At 66.7% G+C, this 21,311-nt stretch carries 17 protein-coding genes and 1 tRNA gene; 7 read left to right on the forward strand and 11 right to left on the reverse strand.

Annotation, left to right across the window (positions count from 1 at the left end):
• The 6 genes from gmtY to ToN1_RS08160 all read right to left on the reverse strand — a co-directional run bounded on the left by gmtY (position 1) and on the right by ToN1_RS08160 (position 7,276).
• Positions 1–1,401 carry a gamma-mobile-trio recombinase GmtY gene (gmtY, locus tag ToN1_RS08135; RefSeq protein WP_169204891.1) on the reverse strand — a complete coding sequence of 467 codons (1,401 nt, stop codon included), beginning with the start codon at positions 1,399–1,401 and terminating at the stop codon, positions 1–3.
• Positions 1,392–3,605, reverse strand: coding sequence for an AAA family ATPase (locus ToN1_RS08140; protein WP_169204892.1), 2,214 nt, complete (start codon positions 3,603–3,605; stop codon positions 1,392–1,394). Before ToN1_RS08140 ends, gmtY begins: the two co-directional genes overlap by 10 nt.
• On the reverse strand, positions 3,602–4,021 hold the full coding sequence (locus ToN1_RS08145) for a VPA1267 family protein (RefSeq protein ID WP_169204893.1): 420 nt from the start codon (positions 4,019–4,021) through the stop codon (positions 3,602–3,604). The genes ToN1_RS08140 and ToN1_RS08145 overlap by 4 nt, the downstream gene beginning before the upstream one ends.
• 179 nt (positions 4,022–4,200) lie before the next feature.
• Positions 4,201–5,484, reverse strand: coding sequence for a TRAP transporter large permease (locus ToN1_RS08150; protein ID WP_169204894.1), 1,284 nt, complete (start codon positions 5,482–5,484; stop codon positions 4,201–4,203).
• Positions 5,481–6,176, reverse strand: a complete 696-nt coding sequence (locus ToN1_RS08155; RefSeq protein WP_169204895.1) for a TRAP transporter small permease — start codon at positions 6,174–6,176, stop codon at positions 5,481–5,483. The genes ToN1_RS08150 and ToN1_RS08155 overlap by 4 nt, the downstream gene beginning before the upstream one ends.
• Before the next feature lie 95 nt (positions 6,177–6,271).
• Positions 6,272–7,276, reverse strand: coding sequence for a TRAP transporter substrate-binding protein (locus ToN1_RS08160; protein ID WP_169204896.1), 1,005 nt, complete (start codon positions 7,274–7,276; stop codon positions 6,272–6,274).
• Positions 7,277–7,434: 158 nt separating this feature from the next.
• Here ToN1_RS08160 and ToN1_RS08165 point away from each other — a divergent pair, with 158 nt between their 5' ends.
• From ToN1_RS08165 to ToN1_RS08175, 3 genes are all read left to right on the forward strand, one after another.
• Positions 7,435–9,405 (forward strand): PAS domain S-box protein, encoded by a 1,971-nt coding sequence (locus ToN1_RS08165; RefSeq protein ID WP_169204897.1) that lies wholly within the window; start codon positions 7,435–7,437, stop codon positions 9,403–9,405.
• The gene (locus tag ToN1_RS08170; RefSeq protein ID WP_169204898.1) at positions 9,402–10,019 is read left to right on the forward strand and encodes a response regulator transcription factor; all 618 of its coding nucleotides are present in this window, start codon (positions 9,402–9,404) and stop codon (positions 10,017–10,019) included. Before ToN1_RS08165 ends, ToN1_RS08170 begins: the two co-directional genes overlap by 4 nt.
• Positions 10,020–10,088: 69 nt before the next feature.
• Positions 10,089–10,463, forward strand: coding sequence for an RNA-binding S4 domain-containing protein (locus tag ToN1_RS08175; protein WP_169204958.1), 375 nt, complete (start codon positions 10,089–10,091; stop codon positions 10,461–10,463).
• Between the two features lie 96 nt (positions 10,464–10,559).
• Here ToN1_RS08175 and tilS read toward each other — a convergent pair whose 3' ends face one another.
• A complete protein-coding gene (gene tilS, locus ToN1_RS08180) occupies positions 10,560–11,894 on the reverse strand; it encodes a tRNA lysidine(34) synthetase TilS (RefSeq protein WP_169204899.1) in 1,335 nt (444 codons plus the stop codon).
• A complete protein-coding gene (locus ToN1_RS08185) occupies positions 11,863–12,831 on the reverse strand; it encodes an acetyl-CoA carboxylase carboxyltransferase subunit alpha (protein WP_169204900.1) in 969 nt (322 codons plus the stop codon). Before ToN1_RS08185 ends, tilS begins: the two co-directional genes overlap by 32 nt.
• Before the next feature lie 450 nt (positions 12,832–13,281).
• Between ToN1_RS08185 and ToN1_RS08190 the strand changes: the two genes are divergently transcribed.
• Positions 13,282–14,616, forward strand: a complete 1,335-nt coding sequence (locus ToN1_RS08190; protein ID WP_169204901.1) for a hemolysin family protein — start codon at positions 13,282–13,284, stop codon at positions 14,614–14,616.
• Between the two features lie 55 nt (positions 14,617–14,671).
• Entirely contained in the window at positions 14,672–17,362 is a 2,691-nt protein-coding gene (locus tag ToN1_RS08195; RefSeq protein WP_169204902.1) for a cation-translocating P-type ATPase, read from the forward strand.
• Positions 17,363–17,530: 168 nt separating this feature from the next.
• Here ToN1_RS08195 and ToN1_RS08200 read toward each other — a convergent pair whose 3' ends face one another.
• The 3 genes from ToN1_RS08200 to ToN1_RS08210 form a co-directional block, all read right to left on the reverse strand.
• Positions 17,531–18,196: a Bax inhibitor-1/YccA family protein gene (locus ToN1_RS08200; protein ID WP_169204903.1), complete on the reverse strand. Its 666-nt coding sequence runs from the start codon at positions 18,194–18,196 to the stop codon at positions 17,531–17,533.
• 52 nt (positions 18,197–18,248) lie between these two features.
• Positions 18,249–18,596, reverse strand: a complete 348-nt coding sequence (locus ToN1_RS08205; protein ID WP_169204904.1) for an HPF/RaiA family ribosome-associated protein — start codon at positions 18,594–18,596, stop codon at positions 18,249–18,251.
• A gap of 317 nt (positions 18,597–18,913) precedes the next feature.
• Positions 18,914–18,998 (reverse strand) — tRNA-Leu (locus ToN1_RS08210).
• Between the two features lie 48 nt (positions 18,999–19,046).
• Between ToN1_RS08210 and queA the strand changes: the two genes are divergently transcribed.
• Complete coding sequence (gene queA / locus ToN1_RS08215; RefSeq protein ID WP_169204959.1) at positions 19,047–20,084, forward strand: tRNA preQ1(34) S-adenosylmethionine ribosyltransferase-isomerase QueA; 1,038 nt, start codon at positions 19,047–19,049, stop codon at positions 20,082–20,084.
• Positions 20,074–21,186, forward strand: a complete 1,113-nt coding sequence (gene tgt, locus ToN1_RS08220) for a tRNA guanosine(34) transglycosylase Tgt (protein ID WP_169204905.1) — start codon at positions 20,074–20,076, stop codon at positions 21,184–21,186. Before queA ends, tgt begins: the two co-directional genes overlap by 11 nt.
• Positions 21,187–21,311 lie beyond the last annotated feature (125 nt).

Genomic DNA, 21,311 nt, shown 5'->3' on the forward strand with positions numbered 1-21,311 from the left:
TCAGTCGTTGTGTTCGATGCCGGGCAGCGACAGGCCGGACGCGGGCAGTGTCCCGGCGTGCTTGCCCCGCAGCCGCTGCGCTGCTGCCTCCAGCGCCGCAAACGCCTCGCGGGTGTTGGCCTGCGTATAGACCTCCTGGCTTTCCATGGAGGCGTGATGCATGCAGCGGCGGATGAGCGCCTTGTCGATACCGGCGTTCTTGAGCCGCCGGCCATAAGCGTGGCGGTGGCCGTGCGCCGTCGTGCCGAGCGCCTTGCCCACCGTGAGCCCGATGCGCTCGCAGGCGGCGGCAAGCGCCTTGTTGTACTGGCCAAGGCAGTACATCCCGCCGACCGGCTCGCGGCCCAGATTGACGAAGGCGAAGGGGTGGTCGCGGTCGAGGCGCGCGACCTGTTCGAGGTAGCGGTGCCACAGCTGCAGGAACCATTCGCCATACTCCGGCACGAACCAGTACGCCTGCTTGTAGTAGGGGCCATCGTGCATGCCGCCCTTCCAGCCGGCGTGCCGGCTGTCCATGAGTTCCGTGCGGGGTACGAGGCCGAAGCGCTGGGCGAGGTATTCCGCCCGGTTGCCCTTGCGCGGTCGTCCCCGCTCGTCACGCCAATCGGCGGGCGCGGTGCCGTGGCTCGGGTGGTGGATGCGGACCAGGGCCTGGCGCGGGTTGGCGGGGTCCGGGAACACATCCGGGATGTAGAGATGGAAGGGCTCCGACTCGCGGAATCCCGCGCCATGCAGCAGCAAGGTGATGAGCATGCCGCGATAGTCGGTGCGCCCGGCCGCACAGAAGCCCTTGACGAGCAGTTCCTCGAAGCGCTCTTCGGGGAAGGCCGGCGGCTCCCCATTTTCGACCTTGGGCAGGCGCTGGCCCCGCACGCGATGTCCGGTCTCGGCGGGAGAGGCGTTCGCCGCCCACGTGTGGCCGAGGAAGGCCTTGCTGCGCCGGTACTGGTAGGCGGCCTCGTCGGCCTGCCGGTCGAAGGCGCCCCCCGCATAGCGCGGATTCACCTTGGCGGCCTCGGGGCGCATTTCACTCAGCCAGTCGAAGAAGTCGGTGAGGTGGGTGACGATGTGCGAGGCGTCCTGCGGTGAGCGCGGCGCCCAGCACAGGCCGCTCGGGTCAAGGCCTGTCTGGCGGTCGAAGGTCCCGGTGTAGAGCCGCTGGGCGAAGTTCTGGAACAGGCGGTAGGTGTCACGCTCGGCCGGGTTGGTCTGCAGGTATTCGAGGAACATCCGCACCGAGCGGTTCACCTTCGTCATCCAGGTGAGGCTGCGGTCGTGGCTGCGATGGAGGCAGTAATCGAGTAGCGGCTCCAGCACGCCGGCGGGCGTCAGCAAGGCGGGGAGCTCCGTATAGACGCCCGTGGCATCGGTGTAGACGCGGGCCTTGACGGTCACGAACATGCGGCGGACTCCGTCATCAACTCGGCCAGGGCGACTTGGCGGTGCGAGGCATGCGGCGGGGCCTCGACGGCACGGTGGGCCACCTCCACGTCGCCCACCAGGATGACCTGGGTTTTCGCGCGGGTCATGGCCGTGTAGAGCATCGTCCGGTCCAGGTTGCGCGCCGCATAGACCGGAATCAGCACGCGCGGGAACTGGCTGCCCTGGGCCTTGTGCACCGTCACCGCGTAGCCGAGTTCCAGCGCATCAAGGACCTCCTCGGTCACCGGCCGGCGCTCGCCGTCGTCCCAGCGCACCCACGCCAGCGTCAAGCCCTTCGGCTCGCCGTCGGCCCCAAAGAGCGGCTGCGGCGGGTCCTCGATGGTTTCGATGTGCCCGAGGCTGCCGTTCTGCAGGCCCCACTCGTGCAGGTTGCGGGTGCACAGGACCGGCTCGCCTAGCCGCAACCCGGTATCCTCGCGGCGCTCGCGCTCTTCGCTCCAGACGAACAGACGACGCGATGTTCCGGCCAGGGCACTCTGGCACAGCCCATTGAGCGCCTTGGCTGAAGCCACACCGCGCTCGCGGGTGAAGGTCAGCACCTGCGTATGTACGGGGTCTGCCAGATACAGCCGCAGCACCGCGTCGGCCAGCGCATCGGGTGCGCAGGGCAGGAAGGCCAGCGCCTCGTCCGCGGTGTCGGGCAGTGACGGCCATTGTCCGTCGCGTACCGCCCGGGCCCCGGTGGCAATGGCACCGCCGAAGCGCCTCACTTCGGTGAGCTCGACCCGCGGCACTGTCGGAACGCTGACCAGCGCGTGCAGGGTCAGGCCCGGCCCCACCGGCGGAAGCTGGAATGGGTCGCCGATGAAGACGAGGCGGCACGACGCGGGTATGGCATTGAGCAGTCGATAGGCCAGCAGGATGTCGAGCATGCTCGCCTCATCGACGACGAGCACGCTACTCTCGGGCAACCCATGCGGTGCGACGTTGCGCAGAAACCCGGCAATCGTCATCGCCGGACGGTGCGTGGCTTCGGTCAGCCGTTTGGCCGCGCGACCGGAGAGCGCCATCGCGTAGATGTGCTGGCCGCTTTGCTCCAGCAGGGCTTCGACCGCCTTCAGCACTGTGGTCTTGCCGACCCCCGCGCTGCCGGTGATGAGCACGAGAGGAAGGCGCGCCACCGCGTGCACGGCCTCGCGCTGTGCGGCGTTCAGTGTGAAGGCGGGCATGCCGAGCGCGGCGGCCTCGTCTCGCTCGAAGCGGGTGAGGAACGCCTCCACGTCCGGCGGGTCCGCGAGTACAGCTTCCCGTCCGAGCCGGGCCCGAAGCGCAGTTGCAACGCCCTGTTCGATGAGGCGTGGGCCCAGGGCATGGAACCGGTCACCAGAGACCTGGACCAAGTGATGTGCCTGCGCGAAGGAGATGGCAGTAGCCGCCTGTGCCTTGCCGACTAGCCGCGCCAGCGCGGCCTCCACCGCCTGGCGCGCGCAGCAGGTGTGCCCCGCATCGAACGCCTGATACATCACGGCCTCCACGGCAGCCGCCAGGCGGCGCTCGTCGTCAGCGGGAAGCCCGAAGTGCTGCCGGGCCAGGGTGTCCGCCGCAATCCAGTTCATCCCGAACGCCAGCAGCCGATAGGGGTCGGCTTGCACGGCGGCCAGCGCCTCGCCCTCATAGACGTCCAGGAGCTTGCGCGACAGGCACAGGCTCAAGCCGACGCGCTGGAACCAGCGCAGTGCCGCTGCATCCCCGTACTGGCGCCAGCCGGCGAGGAGCCCCTGCGCCAGTTCTGCCCCGACCACGCCGGCCAGGGTGTCGGCGTCGGCTTGGTCGAGGCTGTCGTACAGCGATTCGCCCAGCCGCTCCCACAGCCGCCGTGCCTTGACTTCGCCAATGCCCGGGAACGCCGGACTGGTCGACAGCAACTGGATGATGTGCTCCCCACAGGGTCGCCGCAGCTCGGCATCGGTCGCGGTGATGCGGTGCTCGATGACGCGATAGCCGTCCACCGCGTATTCCGTCGGCACCGCCTTGCCAGTCAGCCGCCACCACTGGCCCTGCTCGACCTCGGCGACCGCCCGGCGCGAGGGCAACGTCACGGCGTACCGTGGAGCGCCGGCCACCAGCCGGCCCTCTTCGTCAATCGCTAACCCTGAGAAGACCGTTGCCCTGGCCGAGCGACGACGCACGCGCAGCACCCGCAGGAGGATAGCCTCGCTCATCGTGCGAGCCGTCCGGTTTCGGCGAGAAGCGATTCCATCGACTCGAAACGATTGAGTCTGCGTCGCAGCTCGGCCAGCTCCGCCCGCAGGCCGGCGTTTTCGGCTTCGAGCTTGCGCAGCCGCTCCGCCTCGGTCGCGGCCTGCAGCTGACCCTTCGCACGCAGCGGCACGGCATCGCCCGGTGCCTGTGCCGGCAGGACGCCTCGTGACCGAAGCTGCTCCTCGAGTTCGTGCAGGGCTTCCTTGATGCGCGGATTCTGCACCAGCGTCGAACGGCCGAAGGCGCACTCCCGACAGATTTCACCCCGGTTCAGTCGCCCCTGCGTGACCATCTCCCGAAAGTCGGCATCGGTCTTGGATGTTGCCCAAGTTTGGAAGGCCAGGAAGTTCTGCTCCGCGCGCTCTTGCCCATTCATCGTATGCCATCCTTTTTACATACGATGCCACAATAAGATATAGCTATATGCAAAGCAAGGCAAAAAACACCCCTGCGAGAGGGGGGCTTGAGAGAAAACTGAGTAAAAAACCTCTTACGATGTATTCCCCCCTGGGAGGAATAATGGACGGGCGGGCTTTTTTTGCAGTGCGCCGGGAACTACATCATGCCGAGCGCCCGCGGCAGCACCAGCGAGATCCAAGGCACGTAGGTCACAAGCACGAGGAACACCAGCATCGACACGAGCCATGGCCACACGGCGACCGTGAGTTCAGTGATGCCCATCTTAGTGATGCCCGACGCGACGTAGAGGTTCAGGCCCACCGGCGGATGACACATGCCGACCTCCATGTTCACGACCATGATGATGCCGAAGTGCACCGGATCGATGCCGAGCTTCACCGCAATCGGGAACAGGATCGGGGCGAGGATCAGCACGATCGACGACGGCTCCATGAAATTGCCCGCGATCAGCATCAGGATGTTGGCCATAATCAGGAAGCCGACCACGCCCACGCCAGTGCCGATCATGAAGTCCGCCATCTGCTGCGGGATGTTCTCGTGCGTGAGCAGGAAGGAGAACAGCACCGCATTGGTGATGATGTAGAGCAGCATCGCGCTCATGTTTGCGGAATTGAGCAGCACCTTGGGCACGTCCTTCATGCCGAGGTCCTTGTACACGAACACCGCGACGAAGAACGCATACACCGCACTCATCGCGGCGGCCTCGGTCGGCGTGAAGATGCCGGTGTAGATGCCGCCCATCACGACCACGATCAGGAACAGGCCCCACGCCGACTCCTTGAACGCGCGCAGCCGCTCACCCCCGCTCGCCTTCGGCTGGCGCGGATAGCCGAACTTGCGCGCCCGGTGCCAGGTCGTGAAGCCGAGGAAGGCCGCCAGCAACAGGCCGGGCACCACGCCGGCCATGAACAGCGCGCCGACCGACGTGTTGGTCGACACGGAGTACATGACCATCACGATCGAGGGCGGGATCAGGATGCCCAGCGCGCCCGACGTCGTGATGATGCCCGCGCCGAACTTGTTCGGAAAGCCCTGCTTGACCATAGCCGGCAGCAGGATCGCACCGATCGCGACCACCGTCGCGGGGCTCGAGCCCGACACCGCGGCGAACAGCGCGCACGCCACCACGCCACCAAGGCCCAGGCCGCCGTGCCAGTGGCCGACCATCGCGGTCGCGAAGTTGATCATTCTCCGCGCCACGCCCCCGTGCGTGAGGAAGTTGCCCGCGAGGATGAAGAACGGGATCGCCATGATTTCGAACTTCTCGATGCCCGTGAACAGCTTCAGCGCGACCGACTCGATCGGCACCTGGGTCATCGTGAACAGGAAGGTCAGGACGGTGAGGCCGAGCGAAATCGAGATCGGCATGCCGGTGAGCATCAGCACCAGCAGCAGAACGAAGATGATTGCGGCGCTCATTTCTTGTCTCCCTTGCCGTGCTCGCCCAGCTGCTTATGCACGAGATCGTGCGGGTGCAGGTTGTCATCCATGTCGAGGTAGTTGGCATCCACCGGCAGGTGCTCCTCGTCGATGCCGTCGACGTGGCCGTGGTCATGGTGCGGCAGCTCGCCGGTGCGGATGAAGGCGGCCATCACCTGCAGGAAGCGGAAGCACATCAGATACGAGCCGAGCGGGATCGCCGAATAGACGATCCAGGTCGGCCACTCCAGGTCGGGCGTGGTCGGGCCTTCGTACAGATCGCCGACGTCCATGCCGAACCAGGTGAGAAACTGGTAATGCGCGCCGTTCTCGAGCACGAAGGTCAGGCCCAGCGTGCCGACAATACCGGTGAAGAGCGCGCCGGCCCCGAGGCCGATGACGACAAACTTGGCGCGGTTGGCATCCGACAGACGATTGATCAGCACATCGACGCCGACGTGGATGCCGGTGCGCACGCCATAGGCGGCGCCGAACTTCGCCATCCACACGAACATGATGATGGTGAGCTCCTGGGCCCAGCCGAGGTTCAGCGATAGCAGCCAGTCCTGCACGCCCGGAATCGACAGGCCGGAGCCATAGCGGTGGACGACGGACACGAAGATGATGAGCGTGGCCGCGCCCATGAGGAAGGTGATCAGCCACTCCTCGAGGTGATCGAGCACTTTAAGCATGGGGTTCTCCCGTCGCGCGACGACGCCCCCGCCACGCGAAAACGCGGCGGGGACGAAGCGGGATCAGATGGTGGTCGTGACGTTACGACGCCGACTTACAGCTTGGACGGGTCGAACCCGGTGTCCTTGTAGATGGACTGGATCGTCTCGGCACCGATGCGCGATTCCATTTTCTTATGCACCGGCACCAGCGCCTTCTTGAACGCCAGCTTCTCGGCGTCGGTCGGCTTGTAGATCGCGGTCTTGCCCGATGCGCGCACTGCCTCGAGGGCCTTGTCGTTCTCTTCCTTGGCAATCTTGTTCGCGAACTCGGTCGACTCCTTCATCGCCTGCTCGAGCTGGCCGCGCACCTCGGCCGGCAGGCCGTCCCAGAACTTCTTGTTGGTGATCACCGCATAACCCAGGTAACCGTGGTCGGTCAGGGTCATGTGCTTCTGCACCTCATGCATCTTCTGCGTGTACAGGTTCGAATGCGGGTTCTCGGTGCCATCCACGACGCCGGTCTGCAGCGCCTGATACACCTCGGAGAAGGCCATCACCTGAGGGATCGCGCCGAGCGCACGCATCTGCTCCTCGAGCACCTTGGACGACTGCACGCGCAGCTTCTTGCCCTTGACGTCCTCCGGCGCCTTGATCGGCGTGTTCGCCGACAGCGACTTGAAGCCGTTGTCCCAGAACGCCAAGCCCTTGATGCCGCGAGCCTCGAGCTTGCCGAGGAGCTTCTGGCCGACCGGCCCCATCGTCACCTTGTGCAGGTCGTCGTAGCCATCGAAGATGTAGGGCAGATCGAAGACCTCGAATTCCTTCACGCCCAGCGGCCCGAACTTGGCCAGCGACGGAGCGAGCATCTGCACGGCGCCCAGCTGCAGCGCCTCCATCTCTTCCTTGTCCTTGTACAGCGTGCTGTTCGGGTAGACTTCGACCTTGACGGCTCCCTTGGAGTACTTCTCGGCAAGTTCCTTGAACTTGTCTGCAGCCTTGCCCTTGGGCGTGTCGTTGGCAACGACGTGGCTGAACTTGATTACGACGGGATCGGCGGCGACCGCAGCGGCGGACAACCCCATGGCGACAAGACCGATGAAAAGGGCGCGAATCTTCATTCCACTATCTCCTCCAAATTGCATAGTTTTTTACCTGACCCATGTCCGGGCGGGTGCCGTGCAGCAACCAGAGGCGCCGGACACTTTCACCAGTCTATGAAGCCGCGCGCATCCATTACATTGTGGACATCCACAACACCCCGCACCGACACCCGTCCATGAGCCCCCCGCAGACGACCGCCCTCTCCGTCCGGCAGCGCTGGCTCACCGCCGTACCCTACCTGACGGTGCTGCTGTTCCTCGTCGTGATCGCCGCGCTGGTCTGGTTCACGCGCAGCTACGACGAGGAGGAACAGCGCGCCACCCTCATCAGCGACGTCCTGTGGATGGAGCAGAACCTCCAGTTCAAGCTCGAACGCAACGCCTCGCAGCTCGCCCAGATCGGCCAGGAGATCCTCGCCGCCGACCGCCACTTACCACAAACGTCTGCCGCACTGCGCCAGCTCGTGCGCGCCGAGAACGGCCTCGTGCGGGTCATGTGGCTGGACGCCGAAGGCCGCCTGAAAGGTGCCCTTCCACCCATCGGGGAAGGCGAGATGCTCGGCGAGCAACTGGGGGAGCAGTCGGCCGCCAACCTGCGGCTCGCACAGGCCCTCGAACGACGCGTCTACGGCCAGGTGTACGCCGCTGCGGGCGACCGCCTGCAGTTCGAGGTGCACGTCCCCATTTACGCGGAAAATGGCTTTGTCGGCGCCATGATCGGCGTGTACTCGCTCCACGATCTCGTCACCCACGACCTGCCGTGGTGGTTTGCGGAGCGCTATCGCGTCAGCGTGCTCGACAGCGACGGACACGAACTCGTCGCGAAATCCAAGGTCGCCCCGCTGTCCGACCGCCAGAGCTACACGATGGCCTTCGACCCGCCCGGCGGCGGGCTCACCCTGCAGGTCACCGCCTACCAGGGCGAAACGCGCTGGGTGCAGGTGCTGCTGATCGGCTCCATCCTGCTGCTCGGCGGCATCCTCGTCTGGAGCGTACTGCAGCTGCGCCGCGAACTGCAGCGCCGCCACCGGGCCGAGCAGGCGCTGCGCAGCGAATCCCTGTTCCGGCGGGCCATGGAAGACTCCATGCTCACCGGCCTGCGCGCGCGCGACCTCGACGGGCGCATTACGTATGTCAACCCCGCCTTCTGCAGGATGGTCGGCTACAGCGCCGAAGAGCTCATCGGCCGCACCCCGCCCATGCCTTACTGGGATCCCGAGTTCCTGCAACAGACGCAGGACATCCACGACCGCGTCCTGCGCGGCGACGCCTCTCCGGAAGGCTTCGAGATCCGCCTGCGGCGCAAGAGCGGGGAACGCTTCGACGCGCTGATCTTCGAAGCCCCGCTGATCGACGCCGCCGGCCGACACACCGGCTGGATGGGCTCGATGCTCGACATCACTGCACAGAAGCGCGCCGAAGAACTCGCGCGCCAGCAGGAAGAACGGCTGCAGGCCACCTCACGCCTGATCACGATGGGCGAGATGGCCTCGACGCTCGCGCACGAACTCAACCAGCCGCTCGCCGCGATCGCCAGCTACAACACCGGTTGCATCAACCGCCTCGAGCAGCCCGAGATTGACCGCAGCGAATTGAAGGACATATTCGACCGCATCGGCCGCCAGGCCCGCCGCGCCGGAGACATCATCCGCCGCGTGCACGACTTCGTCCGCCGCTCCGAACCCAAGCGTGAGCCACTCGACATCAACCTGATGATCCGCGAAGCGATCGGCTTGATCGAAGCCGACTCCACCAAGCGCGGCATGCGCATCGAAACCGAGCTCGAGGAAGCGCTGCCGAGTGTCGCCGCCGACCCCGTGATGATCGAGCAGGTCATCGTGAATCTCGTGCGCAACGGCATGGACGCGATGCGCGACAACCCGCCCGCCCGCCGCACGGTGCGCGTCAGCACCCGGCGCGAAGGCGACACGCTCGTCGTGCGCGTCGCCGACAACGGCACCGGCATCGATGCCGAAACCGGCCGCCGCCTGTTCGAGCCCTTCTTCACCACCAAGGCCGAAGGCATGGGCATGGGCCTCAACATCTGCCGCTCCATCGCCGAACTGCACCACGGCCGGCTCGGTTTCGAAACCAACCCCGACGGCGGTACCATCTTCACCTTGTCGCTACCCGTGGAAACCCCATGACCCAGCCTTGCGCCCACATCATCGACGACGACGAAGCGATCCGCGACGCCCTGCAGTGGCTGTTCAAGACGCGCGACGTCGCGTGCGCCACCTGGCCGAGCGCCGAGAATTTTCTCGCAGCGCTCCAGCCCGGCTGGCGCGGTTGTGTCGTGCTCGACATCCGCATGGAAGGCATGAGCGGCCTGGAATGCTTCGACGTGTTGCGCCAGCGCGGCAACCAGCTCCCCGTCATCTTCATCACCGGCCACGGCGACGTCCCGATGGCCGTGGCCGCGCTCAAGAAGGGGGCGTTCGATTTCATCGAAAAACCGTTCAACGACAGCGATCTGGTCGACATCGTCACGCGTGCGCTGGAAATCGACGCGAATAACCACCGCGCCGAAACGACGCGCGAGACGGTCGAGACGCGCCTCGCGCTGCTCACCGCGCGCGAGCAGGAAGTCATGGAACTGATCCTCGCGGGCAAGTTCAACAAGGTCATCGCCGACGACCTGTGCATCTCGATGCGCACCGTCGAAGCCCACCGCTCCAAGGTCTTCGAGAAGATGGAAGTGCGCTCGGCCGTCGAGCTCGCACAACTCGTGAACCTGGTGCGCAACCGCCCCCCCCACTGAATCCCGCGCAGGAACCGCCGCACCGTGTCGCACACCGGAAACGCCCCCGCACCTCACGACGCCGCACGCATGCGCATCGACAAATGGCTGTGGGCCGCGCGCTTCTTCAAGACCCGTTCGCTCGCCAACCAGGCCATCGAAGGCGGTCACGTCAAACTCAACGGCCAGGCGGTCAAGCCCGCACGCGAACTGCGTATTGGTGACAGCCTCGACATCGTCGCCGGCGGCGCACACTGGACCGTCATCGTGCGCGGTCTCAACGAACAGCGCCGCCCCGCCGTCGAGGCACAACAGCTGTACGAGGAAACGCCCGATAGCAGCGCCCGCCGCAGCGCCGAGAAGGAAGAGCGGCGCCTCGCGCCGCCGCCCGGCAGCGACCTGCGTGGCCGCCCGACGAAGAAAGCCCGCCGCCAGATGCGCGGCTTCAGCGAAGGTTTCAATTAGAACGGCAGCCCGATCAGATATCCGTCCGCTCGGGCCGAGCGTGCCGAAGGGCTCAGGGTGACTGGCTTTCCGAATCGCAGCCGGCCACCGTGCGATTCAATGCTCCCAGGTGGGAACGACCCCCGGCTCGCCCGGCGCACAGCGGAACTCCGCCGCGGTGCCGATCTCTCCCACCCATGCCGCCGCACCATCCACCCGCAGCACCGGCAGGCTATCGCGTAGCCACGACGGAATTCCGGCCTCCTGGCACAGGTTCTTGAAGCTGCGGCGCGGCCGGCCGGCGCCCTCACGCAGGGCGAGCCCTGCCCAGCGCGGCCCCAGCAGCACCTCCTGCGCACGCTCGAGCGCAGCCCGGCTCAGTCCTTCGCCGACCGCCTCAACGAACACCACCTTGCCCGCCCCCCACGGCAACTCCGCCTCGCCGTGCCAGACCGTCGCCTGCGGGACCGGGATTTCAGCCTCCGCCTCCAGCCACAGCCGGCCGCGATAGGCACAGCAGGCGACGCCACCCAACGGCAGCCGCAACGGCTCCTCCGGCGCAACGCGCAACTGGCGCACCGCCTCGACCAGCCGCGCGCGCGCCGGTGCCTCCAGCCCCATCGCGCGGATGCGCCAACGCAGCAGATTGCGCACACGCTCGTCGGACAGGCCCAACAGCTGCTTGCGCTCCAGCGCAGCTCCGCCGCAGGCCGCCTGGTCAAGCTGCGCCAGCTCCCCGAGCAGCACGTCCGCCTCGCGGAACTGCGCGCTCGCACGCGCGAGCGCCGGCACCGCGGCGGGGAAAGCGTCCTCCAGCACCGGCATCACCCGGTGCCGCAGCAAGTTGCGCGCGAAGCGCTCGTCGGCGTTGCTCTCGTCCTCGACCCAGGTCAGCCCGTGCGCCCGAGCATAGGCGACGACGTGCGCGCGCCGCAGCCCCAGCAGCGGCCGCAGCCGCCCCGGCATCCCCGGCTCGACCGCCATCATCCCGGCCGCCCCGCGCACGCCGGCCCCCCGCAACAAGCGGAACATCAGCGTCTCCGCCTGATCGTCCTGATGGTGCCCGAAGGCCAGCCAGTCGCACGGCACGCGTGCAAGGGCGGCGTGGCGGGCAACGCGGGCGGCGGCCTCGAGGCCGGCCGGATCGTCGCACCGCACCTGCACACGGAAGGGATGGAATACGACGCCCAGGGCGTCGCACGCGGCGCGGCATGCCTCCAGCCACGCATCGGCGTGGGCACTCAGGCCGTGATGGACATGCGCGGCCACGAGGGTGAAGCCGCCGCGCCCGCGCAGACGCGCCAGGCTATGCAGCAGCACGGTCGAATCGACCCCGCCGCTCAGAGCCACGCACACGGTCTCGCCCGGCGCGACGCCGGCCGCCGCCAGCGCGCCGGCAACGGCCTCCTCGGCAACCGCCTCAGGCGGCGTTCTGTTCCTTGTAGCGGCCATAACTCATCAGCCGCTCGAAACGCTTCTCGACGAGTTCGGCCGGCGACAGGTCCGCGACCTGGCGCAGCGCATCCTGCAGCGCCCGCTTGAGCGACTGCGACATCGCACGGTGGTCGCGGTGCGCGCCGCCCACCGGCTCGTTGACCACGCGGTCGATCAGACCCAGCGACTTCAACCGCGCCGCCGTGATCCCCATCGTCTCGGCCGCCTCGGAGGCCTTCTCGGCGCTCTTCCACAGGATGGACGCGCAGCCTTCCGGCGAGATCACCGAATAGGTCGAATACTGCAGCATCATCACCTGATCACCCACCGCGATCGCCAGTGCGCCCCCCGATCCGCCCTCGCCGATCACCGTTGCGATGATCGGCACCTTCAGCTCGGCCATCACGTAAAGGTTGCGCCCGATCGCCTCGGACTGGCCCCGCTCCTCCGCGCCGATGCCCGGATACGCACCCGGCGTATCGACGAAGGTGAACACCGGCAAACCGAACTTCTCCGCCGTGCGCATCAGGCGCAACGCCTTGCGGTAACCCTCCGGGCGCGGCATGCCGAAGTTGCGCAGGATCTTTTCCTTGGTGTCGCGCCCTTTCTGGTGGCCGATTATGACGCAGCTCTGGCCGTTGAAGCGCGCCAGCCCGCCGACGATCGCCTTGTCGTCGGCAAACGCGCGATCACCGTGCAGTTCCTGGAAATCGGTGAAAATGTGGCGCACATAGTCCAGCGTGTAGGGGCGCTGCGGGTGACGCGCGACCTGCGCGATCTGCCAGGGCGTGAGCTTGCCGTACAGATCCTTCGTCAGTGATTCGCTCTTGGCTTCGAGGCGAGCGATTTCCTCGGAGATATCCACCGCCGAGTCGTCCTGCACGAATCGCAGCTTCTCGATCTTCTCTTCGAGATCGGCAATCGGCTGTTCGAAATCCAGAAAGGTGGTCTTCATCCGACCCGTTCCAAGTAACCAAAACGCGCCATTGTAACGCTTCGTGCGCCGCCATCGCATCGCGGCCTTCACCGGGGGTGCGTGACAGCGACTGCATCAGTGATGCATCATGTTGGAATCCAGCACACAAGGAAGGAGTAGCGGGGTCTGCACGAACCCCGCGCTATGGGTAGTCGAACTTCGCCTCATCCGCGCCACAGGCCCCGCCTGACGAGCCATCCGGGCGCATGCGCCCGCACCTCGCCGGGTCGATGTTGCCCTGCGCAACCCGCCATCCGACTCGCCCGGGCACGCCGACTGCCCCCCAGCCCTGCGCACCGCAGGCACCTCCTCACGATGACTGGTCGCTCGCGCCCAGTCGCGACACCGGCGCATCAGTCGGTCTTCCGCACACCTTCCCCGGGCGTGCCGGCACGCAGCGCGCGCCCCCGTCACGCATAGACCGCGAAAATGGAAATCATCGTACTTGTTGCCCTGATCCTGATTAACGGGGTCTTCGCCATGTCCGAGATCGCCCTCGTCACGGCAAGGCGTGCACGTCTGGCACGCCTTGCCGAGGACGGCGACGCATCGGCCGCGGTCGCCATCAAGCTCGGCGAGGAACCGACGCGCTTCCTGTCGACGATCCAGATCGGCATCACCTCGATCGGCATCCTCAACGGTATCGTCGGCGAAGCCGCCCTCGCCGCTCCGCTCGCGATGTGGCTGCAGGAACTGGGCCTTGCACAGCACCCGAGCGAAATCGGCGCGACCGTGCTGGTCGTCGTCGTCATCACCTACGTCTCCATCGTGGTTGGCGAACTCGTCCCGAAACGCATCGGACAGATCAACCCCGAAGGGATCGCGCGTCTGGTCGCGCGGCCGATGAACGCGCTCTCCGTCGCATCGCGCCCCTTCGTGCGCCTGCTGAGCTGGTCCACCGCGCTGCTGCTCACGCTGATGGGCAAGCGCGACGAGGCCGCTCCCGGCGTCACCGAAGAAGAGATCCACGCGCTGCTCGAGGAAGGCTCGGAAGCCGGTGTCATCGAGAAGAACGAGCACGAGATGGTGCGCAACGTCTTCCGCCTCGACGAACGTCAGATCGCTTCGCTGATGGTCCCCCGCTCGGACGTCGTATGGCTGGACATCAACCTGCCGCTCGATGACAACCTCGCGCGCATGGCCGAATCCGAGCACTCGCGCTTCCCCGTGTGCCGCGGCGGCCTCGACGACATCCTCGGCATCATCTCGTCGAAACAGCTCTTCAACCAGACCCTCAAGGGCGGCACGCCCGACCTCACCAAACAGCTCGAGCCTGCGATCTACGTACCCGAGTCGCTCACCGGCATGGAACTCCTCGACCAGTTCCGCGCCTCCAGCACCCACATGGTGTTCGTGATCGACGAGTATGGCGAGATACAGGGCGTGGTCACGCTGCAGGACGTGCTCGAAGCCGTCACCGGCGAGTTCCGCCCGTCCAGCCTCGACGAGGCATGGGCGGTGCAACGCGAGGACGGCTCGTGGCTGCTCGACGGCATGATTCCCATCCCCGAGCTCAAGGACCGCCTCGAGATCAGGGCCGTCCCCGAAGAAGACAAGGGCCGCTACCACACGCTCAGCGGCATGGTCATGTGGCTCCTCGGCCGCATCCCCCACACCGGCGACGTTACGACCTGGGAAGACTGGCGACTTGAAGTCGTCGACCTCGACGGCAAACGCATCGACAAGGTGCTCGCAACGCGCCTCGTCGAGATCTCCGCCGAACAGGAAACCCCCTCGCAGGCCGACACGCCGCCCTCCGATTGACGGCAACGCGGCAGCCATCGCGCGCCGCCCTGCTCCCTGCGAGGACACCCCGGCGATGAACACCGAAGCGCCTTGGCACACCCGGTGGCACACCCTCGGCAAGGCCGCCACCGCGGCCGCCCTCGAAGTCGCCCCTGAACACGGACTCTCGGGCACGGACGCCGCGGAGCGCCTCGCACGGGTAGGCGAGAACCGGCTCGCCGAGGCACCGCCCAGGCCCGCCTGGCTCAAGTTCCTCGACCAGTTCCGCAGCTTCCTCATCGTTGTGCTGATCTTCGCCGCGGCACTGGCCTGGGCGATCGGCGAACTCAAGGATGCGCTCGTTATCCTGACCGTTGTCGTCCTGAACGCCAGTCTTGGCTTCTGGCAGGAGCACCGTGCCGAACGCACGCTCTCCGCACTCAAGGACATGCTCGCCGCGCGCGCCCGCGTGCGCCGCGACGGCCGGCAGATGGAGGTCGATGCGACGAGTCTCGTACCCGGAGACGTCGTCCTGCTCGAGGCCGGCGACCGCGTTCCCGCCGACGGGCGCCTGCTCGCTGCACACAACCTCGAGGTCGACGAAGCGGCACTGACCGGCGAATCCCAGGCGGTAGGCAAGATCACCGACACGCTCGACACCCCCGAACTCGCCCTCGGCGACCGTGTAAACATGCTCTACATGAACACCGTCGTCACCCGCGGCCGCGCGGAGATGCTGGTCGTCACAACCGGCATGGCGACCGAGATGGGCAAGCTTGCCGGCATGATCGCGAGCACCGCCAGCGGCGAGACGCCCCTGCAGCGCCAGCTTGACGTCCTCGGCAAGCGCCTTGCGCTGATCGCCAGCATCGTCGTCGCCGTGATCTTCGCGCTCGATGCCGCGCGCGGTCTGCCCTGGGTCCAGGCGACGATGACCGCCGTCGCCCTCGCCGTCGCGGCCATTCCCGAAGGACTGCCGGCGGTCGTCACCGTCACCCTCGCCATCGGCATGTGGCGCATGGCGCAGAATGGCGCCATCCTCAAGAAACTCGCCGCGGTCGAGACCCTGGGCTCGACCACCGTCATCTGCTCGGACAAGACCGGCACCCTGACGCTCAACCAGATGACCGCCCGCGCCGGCTGGTTCGCAGCTTGCCGCTTCACCGTGGACGGCGAGGGCTATCACCCCACCGGCCGCATCTGCGGCGAAGGGCTCGCCGACCTGCACCCTCTCCTAATGCCGATGGCGCTGTGCTCCGACTCCAGCGTGCGCGAGGCGACCCTCGTCGGCGACCCCACCGAAGGCGCACTGTGGGTGCTGGCGCAGAAGGGCGGCATCGACCCGCTTGCCGAGCGCGAACGTATCCCGCGCATCGCCGAAATTCCCTTCGACTCGGCGCACAAGTTCATGGCGACCTTCCACCACCGGGGCGATCGCGTGGAGATGTGCATCAAGGGAGCCCCGGACGTGCTGCTCACGCGCTCTTCCGCGTGGCACTGCGGCGCAGCGGATGGCACAGACACCCGCCCGCTCGACGACGAAATGCGCGCCACGATCGCCGCCGAGAACTATCATCTCGCCGATCAGGCGCTACGCGTGCTCGCGGTCGCGCGACGGGATATCCCCGCTCACGACTTCGACCCCGCCGGCGACCTGTGGGCCTGGGCGCACGACTGGACCTTCGTCGGGCTCGCCGGCCTGATGGATCCGCCGCGCGCCGAAGCCGCGGCGGCGATCCGGCGCTGCCGCCAGGCCGGCATCCGCGTCAAGATGATCACTGGCGACCACAAGGCCACCGCCGCGGCGATCGGACGCGAACTGGGCCTGCAGGGCGAGGTCGCGAGCGGCGCCGAACTCGACGCGATGGACGATGCCGCGCTTGCCCGCCGCATCGATGCCATCGCAGTCTTCGCGCGCGTCTCGCCCGCCCACAAGGTGCGCATCGTCAAGGCGCTCAAGGCCGACGGCCAGGTCGTTGCGATGACCGGCGACGGCGTCAACGACGCGCCCGCGCTCAAGGCCGCCGACATTGGCATCGCAATGGGCATCACCGGCACCGCCGTCACGCGCGAAGCGGCGACGATGGTGCTCACCGACGACAACTTCGCCACCATCGTTCGCGCCGTCGAGGAAGGCCGGGTCATCTTCGACAACATCGTCAAGTTCGTGCGCTTCCAGCTGTCGACCAACATCGGCGCGATTCTCACGGTGCTCGCGGCGACGCTCGCCGGCCTGCCCTCGCCCTTCACTGCGATCCAGCTGCTGTGGATCAACATCATCATGGACGGCCCCCCGGCAATGACCCTGGGTGTCGAGCCCGCACGCCCCGGCATCATGCGCGCGCCGCCACGCCCGCAGGCGGCCCATATCCTCACCGCACCCCGCCTCGGCCGCCTCGCCCTGTACGGCGCCACGATGATGGTCGGCACGCTGTGGCTGTTCCACTCCGCGCTCGACACGCACGGCGAGCGATACGCCCTCACGCTGGCCTTCACGACCTTCGTGCTGTTCCAGTTCTTCAACGTCTTCAACGCCCGCAGCGAACACGGCAGCGCCTTCAACCGCCAGTTCCTGCGCAACGTCCGACTGTGGATCGCACTCGGCGGCGTGCTCGCGCTGCAGGCGGTGGTCGTGAACTGGCCGGTCGCCCAGACCGTGTTCGGCACTGTCGCGCTCTCCGGAGCCGACTGGCTGCGCTCGGCCCTCGTCGCATCCAGCGTGCTGCTGCTGGACGAAGCCCGTAAACTGCTGCTGCGAATCGCAGGAAGATATCGCCCGGTCTAGCCTGGACGCCTCCCCGTTGCGCGCTGTGGGGTGCAGCATCGGCCGCGAAAGGGCCAGGTTACGTACGACAGTGCCGATCCGCGCCTGAAACCGCGACCGCGAATGAAAACGGGGCGACCCGCAGGCCGCCCCGTTCTCCTTGCCCGAACCCTGCCTTGGCTCAAGGGATCAGTCGTCGTTCATCACCCCCAGCAGGTGCAGCAGGCTGGTGAAGAGGTTGTAGATCGACACATACAGCGTCACCGTCGCCATCACGTAGTTCGTCTCGCCACCGTGGATGATGTTGCTGGTCTCGTAGAGGATCAGCCCCGACATCAGCAGCACGAACATCGCCGACACTGCCAGCGACAGCCCCGGCATCTCGAAGAACACGGCGCCGAGGCCCGCGAGGAACGCGACGAGGATGCCGACGGTCAGGAAGCCGCCCATGAACGAGAAGTCCTTGCGCGTCGTCACCGCGTAGGCCGACAGGCCGAGGAAGATCGCCGCCGTGCCGCCCATCGCCTGCATGACGATCTGGTGACCGTTGGGCAGCGCCAGGTATTTCGACACGATCGGCCCCAGCGTGAAGCCCATGAAGCCGGTCAGCGCGAACACGAACAGCACGCCGAGCCCGCTGTCGCGGAACTTCGTCGTCAGGAACAGCAGGCCGAAGTAGCCCACCAGCGTGATGATCAGCCCCGGATGGGGCAGGCCCAGCGCCATCGACAGCCCCGCGGTCGCCGCCGAGAAGGCCAGCGTCATCGACAGGAGCATGTAGGTGTTGCGGATGACCCGGTTGGTCGAGAGGACCGAGGCCTCCGAGCGGGTCATTGTTGCGATACGGTTTTCCATCGAGCGACTACCTCCTTTGTTCGAGTTTTGAATGAGACCTGCGTGAAATCCGTCAGGTTCCGGCCGGCACGGGTTCCGGCAAGAACTCGCGCACGATGCGGCGCTGGCGTTCGAGCCGGCGCGCCAGCACCTGCGACACCCGGTCGGCGGCACGGTCAATCGCGGAACGCGCCTCGACTTCGGTGATCGCGAAGATCACGTCGGGCAGGTTGCGCAGACGCAGCTGCACCACGCAACGCTTATCCACGCCGCCCCGCGGCCCATTCACGTCGGCAACCTTGATCCGCGCCCACTTGATCTGGTCGCGGAAGCGACCGATTGCGAATTTCATCCGCCGTGCGACGTACTCGCGCAGACCGGCAGGGGGTTCGACACCGTTACATTGCAGATCGATTCGCATTGCACCTTCTCCTTCGTGATGAGCCGGCAAGCCGGCCCGCAGAAGAAGTATGGCCACCCTGTCGCTTCCAAAAAAGAAGATCAATGATGAACAATGCTCAGTTTTTTTCGAACTTGAAGTAAAACGCCCCGTCTGGCGCAGGGCCAACGCCGCACTGTGGCGCCGGGGAAATGCGCCGACAAGGGCTCTGCGCGCCCCATCCACGCCGAGTGATGGCGGACCGGAGCGGAGGTGCGGGAGTGGACGGAGCGGACTTTGGCGACCTGCGAACTCTGCTAGAATCCGCGACCTTGCTGCGCTTTCCGCTGAAGAAAGACTGGTGCCGGGAGTGGGACTCGAACCCACACACCTTGCGGCGGCGGATTTTGAATCCGCTGCGTCTACCGATTCCGCCATCCCGGCACGGGAAGCGCCGCATTATCCATGAAAGCCCCAGCCAGCGGCAAGCGCATGTCACTAACTCTCGACGATTTCGACTACCTGCTCCCCCCCGAACAGATCGCCCAGGCGCCGCTTGCGGAACGCTGCGCGAGCCGCCTCCTCGTGCTTGCCGGCGACGAACTGGCCGACCGCGGCTTCTGCGACCTGCCCGCGCTCGTCGAGCCCGGAGACCTGCTCGTGTTCAATGACACGCGCGTGATCCATGCCCGCCTCTACGGCGTCAAGGAGACCGGCGGCCAGATCGAAGTGCTGATCGAGCGCGCGATCGGCCCGCACGAGGCCCTTGCCCAGGTGCGCTCGAGCAAGTCGCCGCGCGCCGGGGCACACCTGCGCCTGGCCGACGCCTTCGATGTCACGGTGCTCGGCCGCGCCGGGGAGTTCTTCCACCTGCGCTTCCCCGAGGACGAAGACCTCCACGAACTGCTGGAAAAGCACGGCAAACTGCCCCTGCCCCCCTACATCGACCGCGCCGCGGACGATCACGACGAATCGCGCTACCAGACCGTCTATGCACGCGAGCCGGGCTCGGTCGCGGCACCGACCGCCGGGCTGCACTTCGACCAGCAGATGCTCGCCGACCTCGCGCGCAAGGGCGTGAATGGTGCTTGGGTCACCCTGCACGTCGGCGCAGGCACCTTCCAGCCGGTGCGCGTAAATGACCTCGGCGAACACCGCATGCACCGGGAACGCTACGTGATCCCGCGGGAAACGGTCGATGCGATCGCGAAGACGAAGGCCGCCGGCGGGCGCGTCATCGCCGTCGGCACCACCAGCCTGCGCGCGCTCGAAGGCGCCGCACAGGACGGCGATCTCGGCCCCGGCGTGGGCGAGACCGAGCTTTTCATCCTTCCCGGCTATCGCTTCCGCGTCGCCGACGCCCTGATCACCAACTTCCATCTGCCGAAGTCGACGCTCCTGATGCTCGTGTCCGCCTTCGCCGGCATGGAGCCCATCCGTCGCGCCTACGCCCACGCGGTGCGCGAAGGCTACCGATTCTTCAGTTACGGGGATGCCATGTTCATCACCCGCCGCAACGATGCAATTTGACCTGATCACCCAGGACGGCTCCGCCCGCCGCGGCCGCCTCACCCTCGCCCACGGCGTCGTCGAGACTCCCGTCTTCATGCCGGTCGGCACCTACGGCACGGTCAAGGCGATGACGCCGGCCGCACTCGACGACATCGGCGCGCAGATCTGCCTCGGCAACACCTTCCACCTGTGGCTGCGTCCCGGCCTCGAAGTCGTGGCCGCGCACGGCGGCCTGCACGGCTTCATGGGCTGGAACAAGCCCATCCTCACCGACTCGGGCGGCTTCCAGGTGTTCAGCCTGGGCGCGCTGCGCAAGATCAGCGAGGAAGGAGTGAAGTTCGCCTCGCCGATCGACGGCGCGAAGCTGCTGCTCACGCCGGAGATCTCGATGCAGATCCAGCACACGCTGAACTCCGACGTCGTGATGATCTTCGACGAATGCACGCCTTATCCGGCCACGCGCGACGAGGCGGCCAAGTCGATGCGCCTGTCGCAGCGCTGGGCCAGGCGCTCGCGCGACGAGTTCGACCGCCTCGGTAACGCCAACGCGCTGTTCGGCATCGTGCAGGGCGGCATGTACGAGGACCTGCGCGACGAGTCGCTGGCCGCGCTCGAGGACATCGGCTTCCACGGCTACGCGATCGGCGGCCTCTCGGTCGGCGAGCCCAAGGAAGACATGGAACGCATCCTCGCCCACACCGCCCCGCGCCTGCCGCGGCACAAGCCGCGCTACCTGATGGGCGTCGGCACCCCCGAGGACATCGTCGCGGGCGTCGCCGCCGGCATCGACATGTTCGACTGCGTGATGCCCACGCGCAACGCGAGAAACGGCTGGCTGTTCACGCGCTTCGGCGACATCAAGATCAAGAACGCCATCCACAAGCAGGACACCCGCCCGCTGGACCCCTCGTGCGACTGCTACACCTGCCGCAACTTCAGCCGTGCCTACCTGCACCACCTGCACCGCGCCGGCGAGATCCTCGGCAGCATGCTCAACACGATCCACAACCTGCGCTATTACCAGGTTCTCACCGCAGAGCTGCGCGCGGCGATCGCCGCGGGCCAATTCGACACCTACCTCGGGCGCTTCCGCAGCGAGCGCAGTACCGGGACGCAATGACGTCTCCGGCCAGGGCAATCGCACGACAGCGCTTTTCGTCCGTGTTATCACGGAACCGTTCGGGGAAGCGCGGTTGCGTGGGATTGCGCCGGGACGCGCCTGCTTGCCACAGGCACGCGAAACCC

The sequence above is a fragment of the Aromatoleum petrolei genome, from assembly GCF_017894385.1.
Taxonomy (GTDB): Bacteria; Pseudomonadota; Gammaproteobacteria; order Burkholderiales; family Rhodocyclaceae; genus Aromatoleum; species Aromatoleum petrolei.